General features: G+C 59.7%; 12 protein-coding genes. 8 read left to right on the plus strand and 4 right to left on the minus strand.

Annotated features, from left to right (window positions below):
* The 3 genes from ORS3428_RS29175 to ORS3428_RS29185 all read right to left on the minus strand — a co-directional run.
* A partial coding sequence (locus ORS3428_RS29175) for a phosphotransferase (protein ID WP_071101732.1) occupies positions 1–887 on the minus strand: 887 nt, incomplete at its 3' end.
* Positions 888–889: 2 nt separating this feature from the next.
* Positions 890–1,837 carry a phosphotransferase gene (locus tag ORS3428_RS29180; RefSeq protein WP_071101733.1) on the minus strand — a complete coding sequence of 316 codons (948 nt, stop codon included), beginning with the start codon at positions 1,835–1,837 and terminating at the stop codon, positions 890–892.
* 237 nt (positions 1,838–2,074) lie between these two features.
* Entirely contained in the window at positions 2,075–2,839 is a 765-nt protein-coding gene (locus ORS3428_RS29185; protein ID WP_071101734.1) for a DeoR/GlpR family DNA-binding transcription regulator, read from the minus strand.
* A 712-nt stretch (positions 2,840–3,551) separates the two neighbouring features.
* On the opposite strand from ORS3428_RS29185, the gene ORS3428_RS29190 reads away from it, so the two are divergent.
* From ORS3428_RS29190 to ORS3428_RS29225, 8 genes are all read left to right on the plus strand, one after another.
* Positions 3,552–5,105, plus strand: a complete 1,554-nt coding sequence (locus ORS3428_RS29190; protein WP_071101735.1) for an ABC transporter substrate-binding protein — start codon at positions 3,552–3,554, stop codon at positions 5,103–5,105.
* A 53-nt stretch (positions 5,106–5,158) separates the two neighbouring features.
* The gene (locus ORS3428_RS29195; RefSeq protein ID WP_071101736.1) at positions 5,159–6,148 is read left to right on the plus strand and encodes an ABC transporter permease; all 990 of its coding nucleotides are present in this window, start codon (positions 5,159–5,161) and stop codon (positions 6,146–6,148) included.
* Entirely contained in the window at positions 6,148–7,062 is a 915-nt protein-coding gene (locus tag ORS3428_RS29200; RefSeq protein ID WP_083355352.1) for an ABC transporter permease, read from the plus strand. The genes ORS3428_RS29195 and ORS3428_RS29200 overlap by 1 nt, the downstream gene beginning before the upstream one ends.
* Positions 7,059–8,930: a dipeptide ABC transporter ATP-binding protein gene (locus ORS3428_RS29205; RefSeq protein WP_071101738.1), complete on the plus strand. Its 1,872-nt coding sequence runs from the start codon at positions 7,059–7,061 to the stop codon at positions 8,928–8,930. Before ORS3428_RS29200 ends, ORS3428_RS29205 begins: the two co-directional genes overlap by 4 nt.
* Before the next feature lie 84 nt (positions 8,931–9,014).
* Positions 9,015–10,595, plus strand: a complete 1,581-nt coding sequence (locus ORS3428_RS29210) for a GMC family oxidoreductase (RefSeq protein WP_071101739.1) — start codon at positions 9,015–9,017, stop codon at positions 10,593–10,595.
* 44 nt (positions 10,596–10,639) lie between these two features.
* A complete protein-coding gene (locus ORS3428_RS29215; protein WP_071101740.1) occupies positions 10,640–12,082 on the plus strand; it encodes an aldehyde dehydrogenase in 1,443 nt (480 codons plus the stop codon).
* 36 nt (positions 12,083–12,118) lie between these two features.
* Positions 12,119–13,534, plus strand: coding sequence for an amidohydrolase (locus ORS3428_RS29220; protein WP_071101741.1), 1,416 nt, complete (start codon positions 12,119–12,121; stop codon positions 13,532–13,534).
* A 179-nt stretch (positions 13,535–13,713) separates the two neighbouring features.
* On the plus strand, positions 13,714–14,526 hold the full coding sequence (locus ORS3428_RS29225) for a PhzF family phenazine biosynthesis protein (protein ID WP_201788349.1): 813 nt from the start codon (positions 13,714–13,716) through the stop codon (positions 14,524–14,526).
* 139 nt (positions 14,527–14,665) lie between these two features.
* On the opposite strand, the gene ORS3428_RS29230 is transcribed toward ORS3428_RS29225, so the two are convergent.
* Positions 14,666–15,538 (minus strand): isocitrate lyase/phosphoenolpyruvate mutase family protein, encoded by an 873-nt coding sequence (locus ORS3428_RS29230; RefSeq protein WP_071101742.1) that lies wholly within the window; start codon positions 15,536–15,538, stop codon positions 14,666–14,668.
* Between the last annotated feature and the right edge of the window lie 137 nt (positions 15,539–15,675).

Here is a 15,675-nt window from a genome sequence, read left to right on the forward strand (position 1 = left end):
TTTAAGGCGCCGAACTTAAAGAAGTCGAAGTCGATCGGTGAGATGCAGTTTTGGATCATCGCCCAAGCCGACCATTTCAGGTCTCCGAGCATCCGATAAAGGAAGATGCGAGCCTGGATTGCCGGGTCTACTCGGCCGAAATAGCTCTCGATGATCTCGTTTTCGGTCTGAGGGGAGAAAAACATCTCTCCACACCATACCGCAAGATCGTAACAGCGGTCATTGTTAGAGGCGTACTCGTAGTCGACGATCAGTATCGATCCGTCGTCGGCTATCAGGAAATTGGCTGGCGCCGGATCGTTGTAGCAGGGCACGAGGTCCAACCCGGCCGCTTCCAGCGCAGACCTCGCCAACAAATATTGATCATAAATGACCYTGAAGTCGGCGGGAAGGTGGACATCAAGCCTGYGAAGCTGATCAAGGTGCTCCTCGATCATATCGAACACGGTTTTAGTSAGGCTGAGTAGGCGCGATCCGTTGAAGGCGCGATAAAGCGAAATCGCCACCGCCCTGACGTGAGCGTTCCTGAAATCGCGGATCGTGCACGGGCGCCGGCCCTCGACGAAATCGGCGATCTCCACCCCGCGATGGCTAAGATAATCATATGTGCGAGGTCCTAACCCCAGTTCAAACGCGCGCCGGCTCGCTTCCGAAGCCGCGCTACGATCGATGAACTGTTCGGTTCCTCTGCCCGGCAGCTTGACGAAATAGGTTCTTGAATCTTCGACCGTCCGCACACGCCAGTTCGAATTACTGAAGCCGCCGTAAACGGGCGTGTAGAGGACTTGTTTGTYGCGCCAGCTCATGACCTCGACAAGCGCAGCTTCAAGTTCCCGCTCGTCCGGGCTTCTTCCAGCGCCGATCGGCTTTTCTTCTGCAAATAGCACGTTCAAAGCTGTCTCAATCTATGTTCGAAATCGGGATGATTGAGCGCGATTCGGCAACGGAGGAGCCGCCAGTATGCGTATTGGAGGAATTCAATATTCCGCCGGAAGGACGTTGCATCCATCACGAGGCCCCAGATGGCCCAGGCGAGGTCGTCGGCAATTGCATAAAGCCTGGCCCGATTGAGGCTCGATTGACGTATCGATCCGTCGAACATCTCAAGAGCCGGCAACATGTCTTCCTCGGATTGGAACACCTCGTTCAACAGAATCCCGAGCTCGTAGTAAGGATCGATGTTGCGTGCCTCGTCGAAATCGACCAGCTGGATTTCGCCGTGAGGTCCGATCATTACGTTGGATGCTAGTCCGTCGGCATGGGCCGGCCGTTGGTTCCAGCCTGAAGCTGMGATGGCGTTTTCAATGGCGTTTGCGGCRCCAARCATCCAGTCGAGACCATCAGGAGCCTGGRCRCCGGCTGCTTTCCGCTCGGTCTCCAGAATGCGCAGTCGGTCGAAAACGCTCCAGCTGCCATCGAATGCCGTGCTCGAGTGGATCGTCATTTTACGGATGAGGACCCTTTCGAGAACATCCGGATTGCGAAGGTCGGCTATCCGAGCCGTCCGCCACCCGTCCAGCAGATCTGTCACGACGGCGCGCCGCGCAGGATCGGCAAAGATCACTTGAGGCGTGCAGCCAAGGGAGGCGGCTTGGCGCTGGGCGTTAAACGCATCGGCGATGTTGAGGAACCGCGCCTGTTCAGGGTGCACGATCTTGAGGAATTGCGTGGGCGCCGCGCCGTCGAACGAGACGCTCCAGCACAGGCTGTCGACGCCGCGATGGGACGGCACCGTGAGCGGAGGCGTTGCGCGGCGCATGGTCACGACGCTTCCTCGCCAGGCCGGGAGCAAATCTGGCAGGTCGATCAGCTCGTTTTCGACTTCGATTTCTGCCATGTGGGCGTTGGCTCATGAACCGCATCGTTGAGGCAATATCCGATCCCGCAGATCGCCAAGGGGATCAGACGACCCTCGTTGCCCATAGCATAGCATTCTGGCAGGCGCCCGCCAGCAATCGCGCGCACAGCAGAGCCGTGCTTCGAAGCACATTGGGCTGGGAGTTAGGTGCTGAAGTGATCTCGCCTGTGCTGAGGCGAGCGATGATCCATCAAGAAGGATTTGCCGCGGACCCGGTTACGCCTGCACCAGGCGCACATTCGATTGAGAAAACACTGCCACGAATTCGTCCGCGAGCTTGCCGCTTGTGACAACGGTATGGACGTCACCAAGTCCGAAGGCCCGGACCGCTCCGAAGCGACCGAATTTGGAACTGTCGGCAACCACAATCGTGCGGTTCGCATTAGCCCGGGCCGCGTTTAGCAGAACCACCTCATCCTCGCCGTAACCCATGAAGCCTTGTTCCAGATTGACAGCACTGGCGCCCAAGAGCGCGATATCGAACCGATGTTCGGCCATCGATGCCAACGTCGTATGCCCGAAAGTTGCCTGATACTCGGGCACCATCGGACCGCCGAGCACGCGCACGCTGGTGCCCCAGCTGCGTGAAAAAAAATGCGCGGCAACGGCGATCGAATTGGTGACGATGGTCAATTCCCTGTGGGCGCTCAGATGCTTGRCGCAGGCCAACGTGGTCGTGCCCGATCCCACAAATATCTTCATTCCGTTTTCGATCAGCCGTGCCGCGCTCTCTCCGATCTTGACCTTTTCGCGAACATTGACGCGGCTACGCTCGCCGAAAGGCCTGTCGCCTTCCGCCGGTTTCAGGATCGCGCCACCATAGACCCTCCTGGCGGATCCTCGCAGCTCCAACTCCCTCAAATCTCGACGAATGGACTCCGGGCTCACGTCCAGTTGTGCCGCAAGTGAGTTGACTGAGACGCGTTCGCTCTCGCGCAGCACCTCGAGAATTGCCTGTTGCCGATATTCCGAATATCTCATCGCGATACCTGTTATTCCACGCCCGGTTCGAGGCTGTCTATCGAGACGCCTGGCAGCTCACCTGCTCGCCTTCCCGCGCAAGACAGCGCCATGCCGCCGCGCTCCGGAGAAGAAACCGATAATCCCATCATCGTTAATCGCGCTGCACGCCGCGAGAGCAGCAAAGTAGTCGGCTGACACATATTTCGTCTCGTCAATCGGAATAATATTCTAGCACACCGGTCGAAACGGTCAAAGTGCAGCACCTGATCACAGATTCCGGTGGCGGCAATTGGGGCGATTCTAGACTGGCGCAACCAGCCTAGCACAATTTTCACCGCTCCGGGCTTGCTGTGGAACTCACGCGATCCTGTTCTTTCTAGCTCAAAATCAAACGCAAGCGTCCGTCCCGTCTTCGAAAGAGCCGGCTTGACGAGCGTCAGTGACGGGATTATGAGTTTTGACGGAATTGACCGTTTTGACTGTTTCGACGATCTCGGTCTGATCGCCACTTGGGGAACAATGGCGGCACGGGGACGAGACAGTGACGACCGAGGATCGCGACCGGCGCTCTTGGCGGCGTGATCGGTCGTTGACGCCTGCCCGCCAGCTTGCGCGGCTCAAGCGCATGCGGGGCGACGAGGGTGTCGACAAAAGATAAACTAAGCGCCCCCGAACGGCGCTTGCGAGCAGAGGGCTACCTCAATCCTGAGGCAAAATGGGAGAAAGTCAGATGATTACCAGAAGGGGCGTGTTGGCAAGCGCAGGAGCGGCAGGCGCCATGGCGGTGCTGGGCGGCAGCGTCCGGCCAACCAAAGCAATGGACAAGAAGACGGTTGTTCTTGYATCCATGGGCCCGGTCACCGGGAATTGGGACCCCACCTCGCATACCACGCTTGGACAGGGCAATTTCGAAAAGTTCGTCTTCAACGCGCTCACCCGGGCGCCGATGAGCGACGGCGAGCCGGATAAGCTCGAGCCGGCCCTGGCGCTCAGCTGGCAGCTGATCGATCGCAACACCATGGAATTCAAGCTGCGTGATGGCGTCAAATTCCATGACGGCAAGAAGTTCGGAGCGGAAGACGTCAAGGCGACGCTGGAATACTCTTCCGATCCGAAGCGTCCGGCCGCCTCGCTCTGCCCCGGCAAGGTCGACGTCGAGATCGTCGACCCGCTGACGGTGCGGCTGCGCACGGAAAAGTATGGCTACCCTGYGTCGACCTGGCGGTTCATCTCGAGCGTCATTCCGATCCTGTCCGCGAAGGACGTTGCCGATCCCAAAACATTGGAAAAGCGTCCGAACGGTACGAACGCTTTCAAATACGTGGCGACCAATGGCGACCAAAACGTGCTGCACGCCAATGATGACTATTTCGGCGGCAGGCCCAAGCTCGACGAAGTCATCTATGCCTACGTTCCCGACGCAAACACCCGGGTCCTGGGTCTGCTCAACGGCCAGTATCAGATAGCCGAGCGCCTCGAACCCGAGCAATACGCCTCTCTCCAGGGCAACCCGAAAGTCTTTACACGCAAGGGCCTCACGACCGAGAACAAATAYCTGCACTTCCGCTGCAACAAGCCGCCGTTCGACGATCCCCGGATTCGTCTTGCTGCCTGTCACTCGATCGATCGGTCACAGATCCTGGAACTGATGGGGGRGGCCRCACTTGCTTCGAGCTGCTACGTTTCCCCGATGAAGTYCGGCTACAAGGACATTGCCGGCTACCCCGAATACAATCCTGACGAGGCGCAGCGCCTGCTTGCCGAAGCCGGGTTCCCGGGCGGAAAGGGTCTGCCGCAGCTCGAATACATCACCTCGATCGGATTCTATCCGAAGACGAAAGAATATGGYGAGCTCATCACCGCCATGCTGCAGGAGCAAGGCTTCAACGTGCAGCTTACTGTCCTGGAGCCGGCGGCGTGGGAAGTGGCCATCTACCGTCGCGCCGACGGCCAGGGGCAGGGCCATATGTGCGACGTCGGCTGGATGACGCCTTCGCCCGAGCCGGATCTTGTTCTTCGCCCCAACTGGCAATCGAAAGCTGCGCTGATCTCGGGCGTGAACGACCCCGAAATCGATGCTGTGCTCGACAAGGAGCGAAACGCGACAACTCCCGAGGAGCGTCTGAAGATTCTCACGGAGGAAACGTTCCCGACCATGGCGAAGAAGGTGCCGAGTTTCTCCCTGTTTTCGGCACTTACCTTCCATGGCGCCRCCAAGAACCTGGAGGGCGCGGTCTATCTGCCTTACGGACCGATCGATCTCTCCAAGGCTGACCTGGTTTAAGCGCTGTCAGGGACGCCGCGGTGCGGCGTCCCTCCTTTCGAGGGCCGTCTGGTATGCTCTTTGCCATAGATTTTTTCATCCGGCGCATTGCACAGGGCCTGGTCATCGTGATGGCCGTGGCACTGCTTATTTTCACGCTGCTGCGGGTCGTTCCCGGCGATCCCGTCCGCCTGATGCTCGGACCGATGGTTTCYGCCTCGGTAGCCGAGCAAACCGCCAAGGAACTCGGCCTTCGCGATCCGATCATCGTCCAGTTCGGGCGCTACATGGCTCACGTGTTCCAGGGAGATTTCGGCCACTCCTTCGTTCGCAGCGCTCAAGGYGGAAGCACCGGTGGCTCGCGCGGAGAGAATACCTTTGCCGCCAATAACCGCGCCTCGGTCATTGAGCTTATCGCGGCGACCGCTCCATACAGCGCGCTTCTGGCGGCGTTGGCGTTCCTTATTTCCCTTGTCATCGCTGTTCCGATAGGCATCTGGGCAGGTCTGAACGCAGGCARGTGGCCCGATCGCTTCGCGCTTTATCTGAGCTCGATCATGATCTCGCTCCCAAATGTCTGGCTCGGTCTTGTCTTCATTTTCCTGATCTCCGCCAAGGCGGGCTGGCTGCCGGCYATCGGCTATCAGAACTGGACTTATGCGATCCTGCCGGCGCTTGTGCTCGCTGTGGAATTGTCGCCGATCATCATCCGGTCGCTGTCGGTTTCCGTCTCGACCAACCTCATGGAGCCGTATGTAGCGGTCGGGCAGATTCGCGGTCTTTCGCGGTTTCGCATGATCGCCGCCCACGTTCTCAGAAACTCCTCCATCCCGCTCTTGAACATGCTTGGCATTCAAGCCGTCGGTCTGCTTCTCGGTGGCCTTTTTGTCGTCGAGTATCTTTTCAACTACCCAGGCATGGGGTTGCTGATGATCAATGCCGTCTTCCAGCGGGACTTCCCGATCATCCAGGCCATAGCGATCTTTTCCTGTGGCGCTCTGGTCGGAGTGAACATCCTGGTCGATTTCGTTTCCACGACGATCGATAGAAGGCTTCAATACTGATGTCTGYCGAACTTGCCATGAAGCCGAGCACTTCAAACGTCGCGCCCTCCAGGAGCCTTGGATTCAACATCTTTGTCCAAGCTTCGAAGGCGATCGATTTCAGGATTGGAGCCGTGATCTTCATTRGGCTCCTCGTCCTTTCGGTTTTGATCCCAACCCTGCTTGGGCTCTCGCCGACGAAGTTCAATGTCGCGCTCAAGTTCGCCCCGCYCTGGCCGGTGGAAGGCTGGAGCTGGCCTCATCTGTTCGGAACCGACCAACTGGGCAGGGACTTGCTGTCCAGGTCTCTGATCGGCCTGCGCAACGCCCTCATGATAGGCGTCGTAAGCGTCATAGGCATGTTCGTGCTTGGGTCGGCCATCGGCATGGTGGCGGGTTATATCGGAGGATGGACGGGCCTGATACTGATGCGCATCACCGACGCGCAGATGTCGATCCCGGTCATCATCCTGGCCATCACCATCCTGGGCGTGTCGCGTCCGACTCCCTTGAGCGTGATCCTGGTCCTGATCCTCGCAGGGTGGCCGGGTTACGCCCGTATCGCGCGCAGCGTCACGCTCTCGGAGCGGCGCAAGGAGTATGTGCGCGCGGCCAAGATCCTTGGCGCATCGGACCTGCGCGTACTTCTCGTCCACATCGCGCCGAACATTCTTCCTCCTGTTGCATTCGTGGCAGTGCTCGACGTTGCGCGAATGATGATCATTGAAGCGATCCTGGGCTTTATCGGTATCGGCATTCAGCCGCCCACCCCGACATTCGGGACGATTATCGCGGATGGCACGAAATATCTGATGAACGCCTGGTGGATCACGACGATCCCTGGGCTCCTGCTCGCCGTATGCTTGTGCAGCATCAACCTGATGGGTGGGGCGCTCGAGCGGTCGCGCAACAAGCTCCTGCAAGGTGTCCTATGACCGCGCCAAGCAAAAAAATCCTGGAAGTGGCTAGCCTCAGCGTCGATCTGCATCGCGCCGCGGGCGTAAGCAAATCGATCCTGAAGGACGTCAGCCTCAGTCTGGCGCCGAACGAAGTGCTTGGCATAATCGGCGAGAGCGGCTCCGGAAAGACGGTTCTGTCGCGAGCTCTGGTCAACTGGATCAGTAGTCCCTTGGCCATCACCGGCGGCAGTATCGTCTACCGGGGAGAGAGCTTGCTGCAGATGCCGGCGGATCGGATGCAGAAACTGCGCGGTCGCAATATCGCCTATATCGGCTCTGACCCAGGCAGTGCGCTCGACCCGACGGTACCCATCGGGCAGCAGATCATCGAGAAGTTRCAGGCAGTCGAGCCGGGCATTTCATTTGGAGACGCCAAGGCCCGGGTGCTGCGTGTCCTCGACGCGGTCCGCATCCCGTCTCCCGCTCAGCGTTTTCACGAGTTTCCGTTCCAATTCAGCGGCGGCATGATGCAACGCGTCCTGATCGTGGATGCGCTGGTCACCAGCCCCGATTTTCTTGTTGCCGACAACATCACTCAGCCGCTCGACGTCACCGTGGCGGCGCAGATCCTGCGCTTGCTGCGAGACCTGCAGCGGGACTTCAGGACCGCCATCATCTTCGTTTCGTCGGCGCTGGGCATCGTCAATGAGATTGCCGATAACGTGCTTGTCCTGRCTGACGGGCGCGTCGTGGAGAGCCAACCTACGCGAGACCTGATTGTCGCGCCGCAGCATGTGTACACCAGGAACCTCATTCAGAAGATGCCCCGGATCTGGGACAGGGCAGTCGTGGAAGGCAAGTCGTCCGTCCCCAAGGATGATGCTCGCGAGGTCGTGCTGTCAGTCCGCAACGTTAGTCGCTCCTATCCCGTCAAGGATCGCTCGAGGCTGTTCGCACATCGTCTGGTGCAGGCTGTCCGCGGCGTTTCGTTCGACGTTTTCAAGGGCGACAATCTCGGCATCGTTGGCGAGTCGGGCTGCGGAAAGTCGACGCTCTCGCGGCTTCTCAGCCGGCTAGAGGCGCCTGACAGCGGTCAGATCCTGTTCAAGGGACAGGATATCGCTCACATGGGGCGCGGCAAATTGCTGGGCCTTCGCAACCGCTTCCAGCTCCTGTTGCAGGATCCTTTCAACGCCATACCGCCTCATCTGCCGATTGGCCGCACGATCGCTGAACCTTTGCACATTCATGGAGGCCATTCGCGTCAACAGATCAGAGAGCGCGTAGCCGCCACGATGAACGAGGTCGGTTTGGCGCGCGACCTCGCCGAGAAGCTGCCGATCGGCCTCAGCGCTGGCCAGAGACAGCGTGTCAACATCGCCCGCGCAATGGTGCTTGAACCCGAGCTGCTGATCCTTGATGAAACGCTCTCGGCCCTCGACCAAGTCGAGCAGGGCAAATTGCTCGATCTTTTCGAGCGCCTGCAGACCAGCCACAACATCACCTACGTCTATATTTCGCATGACCTAAGCATGGTACGCCGGGTCTGCAACCGAGTTGCGGTGATGTATCTCGGCCGCATCGCGGAACTCGCGAATAACGAAGCGACTTTCTTCGATCCAGGCCACCCCTACACGCGCGCCCTTTTGAGCGCGGTGCCTGCCATCGAGCAACGGCCCTATGCCACAGAAACCTATCTGCTGGAAGGTGAGCCCCCGGATCCGATCGACATACCGGCCGGCTGCACATTCCGAACGAGATGCCCCTTTGCCTTTGCGCGGTGCGAGACTGACGACCCCGCGCTGCTAAGGCGCAACGAAAGCGATTTTGCCGCGTGCCACCTCGTGGACCCGGCCACAAACGGAGGCCGCGTGCYCCCCCCGGTCCGCCTCGAGGCGGGCTAGGACCCCAACGCGTTTTCATCGAAGCCAAGGCTGCGAGGGCAGACGCTTTCGCTGATCCTCTTCTATTGTTCAAAGTGGTGCGAAATGGAATTCGACTACATCGTCGTAGGGTCCGGCAGCTCGGGATCGCCACTCGCGGCCCGCCTGATCGAGAAGGGGGCGAGCGTGTTGCTCCTGGAAGCGGGCAAGCGCGAGCGCATCAATTTGACCCGTGTGYCGGCTGCGCTGATTCACACGATCGGCAACGATCGCTATGACTGGAATTTCACAACAGAACCGGACCCGAGCAGGAACGGACTGGTTGAGAAATGGCCTCGAGGTCGCGTGCCGGGCGGATCCTCGGCTATCAATGGCATGATCTTTATCCGGGGCGCCGCCAAAGACTATGACGCCTGGGAGGCGCTGGGAAATACCGGATGGGGCTGGGACTYGGTCCTTCCCTATTTTCGCAAGATGGAAACCGCCGACCAAGGCAGCGACAACGCCTATCGCGGCGGAATGGGGCCGCAGCGGGTGTCCGCGTTGCGATGGCGCCACCCCGTCTCCCAGAAGTTCATCGACAGTTTCGTCAACGCCGGAGTGCCGCTCAATGCCGATCTTAACGGCCGCTCACATGAAGGTGTGGCCTGGAACCAGGGTTCGATAAACAGGGGCTTTCGTCACTCCGCCTTTGACGCCTTTGTGCGGCCGAAGCTGAAGGATCCCAAGCTGACCTTCATGGATGGTGCGCTGGTCGTGCGCATCCTGATGAACGGAGTACGCGCGACTGGTATCGAGTTTGAGCGTGACGGCCAGAAACTCAAGGCCAGCGCGCGGCGCGGTGTCATCCTCTCAGCCGGCTCGATCAACTCGCCCCAAATTCTGATGTTGTCCGGCATCGGCGATCCGGCCGAACTTGCCAGACACGGCATTTCGACGGTCGTCAGTAGTCCTGAGGTCGGCCGCAATCTGATGGAACATCCCGGGCTCTACGTGTTGGCTGAGCTCGACATCCCTACCGGCAATGCCTACACGTCGGCCCTGGGCAGGCTTCGAGCAGCTGCCGAATGGGCGCTGATGCGCAGGGGCGTCCTCAGCGTCCCGACGGCCCAGGTGTTGGCCTTCCTGAAGTCCGCGCCGGACCAGGACGAGCCGGATCTTCAATTCCATTTATTTCCATTCGGCTATTTCCGGGACAACGGCCGCCTGAAGGTTCCGAAGCGGAACCTGGTGACAATCTTGGCGAACGTCAATTACCCCAAAAGCCGGGGTCATCTTGCGCTTCGATCCAAGGACCCGCGCGAGCCCGTGGCAATCTACCCTCGGCTATTGGATCACCCGGACGATCTTGACGGTGTCTTGCGCGGGCTTGCGTGGATCCGCAAGGTGGCCTCCACGCCTCCATTCGGCTCCAGCGTGCTGAAGCTCCTTGACGTCCCGCCGCAAGAGGYCGGGAGGGCAGCAAGCGAGGCCTATGTTCGCGACGCCACCGTGCCGTTCCTGCATCCTGTGGGAACTTGCCGAATGGGCAACGATRACGGAGCGGTCTTGTCGCCGGATCTGCGCGTTCGCGGTGCGGAGGGACTGTGGGTCGCAGATGCCTCGATCTTTCCGCGCCACATTGCCGGTAACACCAACGCTACCTCCATCATGATTGGCGAGCGGGCCGCGGACCTCATCCACTGATAGCGCTGGACGAATAGCGCCAGCATCCCGAAAGAGGCAGCCGCATGACACGGCATTTTACGCAGAACTTCATTGGCGGAAGGCGCGTCGATCCGTTCGGGGATGAGCTCATAGAGGTGCGCTCTCCGTACGACAACGCGGTCGCCGGGTCAGCACCTCTCGCCTCAAAGGCGGATGTGGACTTGGCTGTTGCGGTCGCGCGCAGAGCGTTTGACCTTGGACAATGGCCGCGCATGCCGGTCACCGACCGCATCGCCATCGTAAGGAAGTTCGCCGAGCTGTATGATAGCCAGTCGGATGAGTTCGCACGCTTGGTAACGGCAGAGATGGGAGCGCCGTCATGGTTCGCCAGTGACATACAGGTCCTGATCCGAAATCAAAACGCCGCGTACTTGTCGGCTGCCGAGCAATATCCGTGGGAGGTTCGGCGCGCCGGCTTTCCGGCCGGCGCCTCTGTCTGGATACGAGAGCCGGTTGGCGTCGTGGCAGCGATCATCCCGTGGAACGCTCCGCATCAGGTGGCGCTGGCAAAGCTGTTTSCGGCGCTTTTGGCGGGCTGTACTGTCATCTTGAAGCTCGCGCCCGAAACCGCGGTCGACGGTCAATATCTGGGCGAGTTGTTCGCCGAAGCAGGTCTGCCCGAGGGGGTGCTGAGCATACTCGTCGCACACCGCGACGTCAGCGAGCATCTTGTGGTGCATCCCGGCGTGGACAAGATAGCCTTTACCGGATCGAGCACTGCCGGGCGCCGGATCGCCAGCCTTTCGGGCGACCGGCTAAGGCGCGTCAGTCTCGAGCTCGGCGGCAAGTCAGCGGCGATCGTCCTGCCTGATGCCGACATTGCCGAGACGGTTGATGCCCTACGGTACCGCTCCTTCCCCAACAACGGTCAGGTTTGCGTGGCRCAGACCCGGATACTGGTTCATCGCGACCAACATGACGGTTTCGTTGAGGCATTGGCTGACAATGTCGCCACGATGACAATGGGTGATCCGGCAGATCCTGATACTTTCCTTGGCCCCCTCGTCGCCGAACGTCAGCGCCAGCGCGTCAGTGACTTTATCAGCGCTGGCATCGAAGGGGGAGCCGACCTCGTGATCGGCGGCCTGGGTATGCCTGAAGGTATAAATCATGGCTTCTTCGTCAGGCCCACGGTATTCGCCAACGTCGATAACGGGTCGCGAGTTGCGCGCGAAGAGATCTTCGGTCCGGTCGTCTGTGTCATACCATATGGGGACCTCGACGATGCGGTGYGGATCGCAAACGACTCCGATTACGGCCTTTCCGGATCGGTCTGGACCAAAGATCCCGAGCTTGGTCTGGCGATCGCGCGCCGAATTCGCACCGGCGGCAWGACCATCAACAATGCCGCACATGATCTACTGTCGCCGTTTGGCGGCTTCAAGCAAAGCGGTATCGGCCGCGAATTCGGTCCCGAGGCAATCAACCATTACATCGAGCATAAAACAGTTGCTGTCGGGTCCTGATTTGGCCTGCCGATCGAAGATCTCTGGAGAAGTATTGTGAGCAGCGGAGCCGGCATCTGGCCTTTCGTCGACAGGCTCGCGGATGAGTTTATCGGACTGAGCGACAGGGTGTGGTCTACGCCCGAGTTGAACTACCAGGAATTCCAGTCGTCGGCCGAACACGCCCGGATGCTTCGTGAACAAGGCTTCCATCTCGAGTCCGGACTGGYCGGGATCCCTACGGCCATCATGGGCGAGGCAGGGGAGGGTGGGCCTGTAATCGCTTTTCTTGGTGAGTTCGACGCCTTGCCGGAACTCAGCCAGGAGGCTGGCGTCACCGAACACCGRCCGCTTGCCGGCAACGGCCCCGGACACGGGTGCGGTCACAACTTGCTGGGGGCGGGGGCCTTGCTTGCAGCCAGCGCGGTCAAGGATTGGCTCGCGGCGAGCAAGGTGTCGGGCACTGTCCGTTATTATGGTTGTCCCGCAGAGGAAGGCGGGGCGGGCAAGGCATTCATGGTGCGGGAAGGAGCGTTCGAAGGCGTCGATGTCGCTATTTCGTGGCATCCCTGTGCCTTTGCAGGCGTGATGGAGCCAGCCTCCCTGGCTTATGCTATCCTGGACTTTTCCTTTTCGGGCCGCTCTGCTCACGCGGCGGCGTGCCCGCATCTAGGCCGAAGCGCGCTCGACRCTGTTGAACTCATGAGTGTCGGCGTCAACTATATGCGTGAACACATTCCCGCCGATTGTCGCATCCACTATGCCTATCTTAACGCCGGCGGCCCTGCGCCCAACATCGTCCAGGCGTCAGCCGCTGTCCGCTACATGGTCCGCTCGCCGCGTGACGGTGAGGTACAGACATTGGCTCAGCGCGTGGGGCAAATAGCAGAGGGCGCCGCGCTGATGAGTGAGACGCAGGTGAAATCGCGCCTGGCTTGCGCATTGAAAAGCCTGAACGGAAACAGCGTGCTCGAAAGCGCGATGGCGCGAAACTTCGATACTCTGGGACCGCCCCAGTTTGATGCCGAGGACCATGCGTTCGCCAGGCGGATACAGCAGACGTTGACGCCCGAGCAGATCGCGGCCGCCTGGGCCATGTTTGACCTTGTTCCGAGCGATTCGGCCTTGTGTGATCGGATCGTTCGTTTCGGACCAAGGGGTAAGCAGTCGCTTGGTTCAACTGATGTGGGGGATGTGAGCTGGGAAGTTCCCACCGTTCAGGCCTTAGGCGCTACRCACGCAATTGGCACTCCCCTGCACACGTGGCAAGTAACGGCACAAGGGAAATCACCGCTTGCCCATAAAGGAATGWTCCACGTCGCGAAGGCAATGGCCGCAACCGCGTCGGATTTATACCTGCGACCTGATCTCGTGGGGGTTGCTCAACAGGAGCATGCCAGAAGGCTCTCGCGAAACCCCAACGTCAGGCTCCTGCCAGCGGATGTGGCGCCCAATCTGYTTGGGCCAATTTGATTCCAGCCTCGGCGTCTTTCGGGGGCGGTTTGAAACCGGCAGGAGCGGTGTCAGAATTGGTCGGGTGCGCGGTGAGCCAGTTGCAATTGCGTCAGCTACTGCCAGGATTAAAACACGCCCACCGTCATAACACCGCTCAGCCGGCTCGACATCCTTCGGGTCATTCAGAAAGGGCTGCCATGCGCATGTATCAGGTTGACGCGTTCACAGATCGGCTTTTCGGAGGCAATCCCGCCGCCGTCCTTCTGCTCGAAAAGTGGTTAGCCGACCGGTTGATGCTTTCGATAGCTCAAGAGAACAACCTAGCGGAGACAGCCTTCGTCAAAGCTCGATCGGACGGCGAGTGGGACCTCCGCTGGTTCGCACCGGCACATGAGGTTGACTTCTGTGGTCATGCCACGCTCGCGACCGCGCATGTGCTGCTGACGACGGCGGGGGCGGAGGCGCCACTTGTCTTTCACACTCGTGTCGGAGAGCTACGGGTGACGCGCGCCAGCCGCGGTTATCGGCTCGACATCCCTCGTTTGGCGCCGGAGCCACTGGACGCACTTCCTGCGGAGGTCGCCGGTATTTTCGAGCCTCCTCCCGTCAATATCTTTCGCAACTTCGAGAACGTCTTCGCCGATTTGGGAGATGCGGCTGCGGTACGTCGCTTTGTTCCGGATCTGGCCGCGATCGCTCGCCTGGGGCCTATCGGATTGGTTGTGACGGGACGAGAATCGGCCGGCGGAAGTGCGGATTTTGTCTCGCGCTATTTTGCTCCTGGTGCAGGTATACCGGAGGATCCAGTMACCGGATCCATACACGCCACTCTGGTTCCGTACTGGGCAGAGCGTCTGGGTCGAGAACGACTGATCGGTTATCRGGCATCGGCGCGCGGTGGCTGGTTGGAGTGCGAATTGGCCGAAGATAGAGTTTTTCTGGTGGGGAACGCCGTAACATTTATGGAGGCCAGGCTCTATCTCCCCGAGAACCGTAACAGGCAGGTCTGACAGTGCAGGCCGCTAGGTGGAGAGCGRATGTTTCATGCCCGATTGTGCCTTCTGCCCGGTACTGCCTTTCATCAAGGACGCTTGTCCGGCGGGRCAAATTCACCCCGATCAATTTGTGTCCCGGCGGCTTCGCCACGAGCTATCTTAGAAATCGCTTCTCGTTCGCCTTGACCCGTTCCATCTTCTGCAGGCGGAAGATCTCCTCTACGGGGACCATATCCTTGTGGACGTTCTGCACACCGCCATCGGCGATAATCCGCCTGAATGCATCCCACATTGCTGTGGTCGCGGCACGGATRCCATAATTGCCGTAGATGGTCATCTTGATGTTGCCAAGAGCGAGGATGCGCTTGGCGTCTAGCTCCGGATAAGCGTTGGGAACGATGACGAGCGGCACAGGCCCTTTCCAAGTTCGCGAGAAGCTCTCGATCTCGGACGGATCCTTCCTTTTGGAGTGGACCAAAATCATGTCCGCGCCGGCTTCAGCATAGGCCATGCCCCGCTCCAGCGCCTCTTCTTCGCCAAGGCCCGCGATCAAGGCTTCCGTTCGGGCGATCACCAGAAAATCTGGATCTGCGCGGCTGACGACCGCAGCTTCGATCTTGCCCYGGAATTCCTCGACCCGAAGCAGTTCCTGGCGCCCATCGGCCGCAAGGCTGGTGACCTTCGGGAACGTCTTGTCCTCAATCACAACTGCGGCCGCTCCGGCCCTCTCGWACTCTCGAATGGTATGGATCACGTTCAGTGCGTTTCCATAGCCGGTGTCAATGTCGGCAACGATCGGCAAAGATGACTGGCCCGCCATCGCTCGCAGCATGTCGAGATGCTGCGTCATCGTGATCAAGCTCATGTCGGCAAGTCCATAGAGCGCCGAGAGCTCGAAACCCGAAGCCCAGATCCCGTCGAAGCCAGCMTCTTCCGCCAAAATTGCCGACAGCGGACTGTGGGCTGCCATAACATGAACAAGGCCACGTTCGGCCATGCGGTCACGCAACCGTCGTGCATTGCTCATTGATGTTCTCACTCCCTATAAGGGTTTCGCAGGCCTCATGGATGCGGCCGCAGCCACGCTGCAGATCCTCAATCGACGAAGCGTAAGAAATTCGGATGTATGGCGAGGCCATGAAGCCGCTGCCCGGCACGACGGCG

This window comes from Mesorhizobium sp. ORS 3428 (assembly GCF_001854785.1).
Taxonomy (GTDB): Bacteria; Pseudomonadota; Alphaproteobacteria; order Rhizobiales; family Rhizobiaceae; genus Mesorhizobium.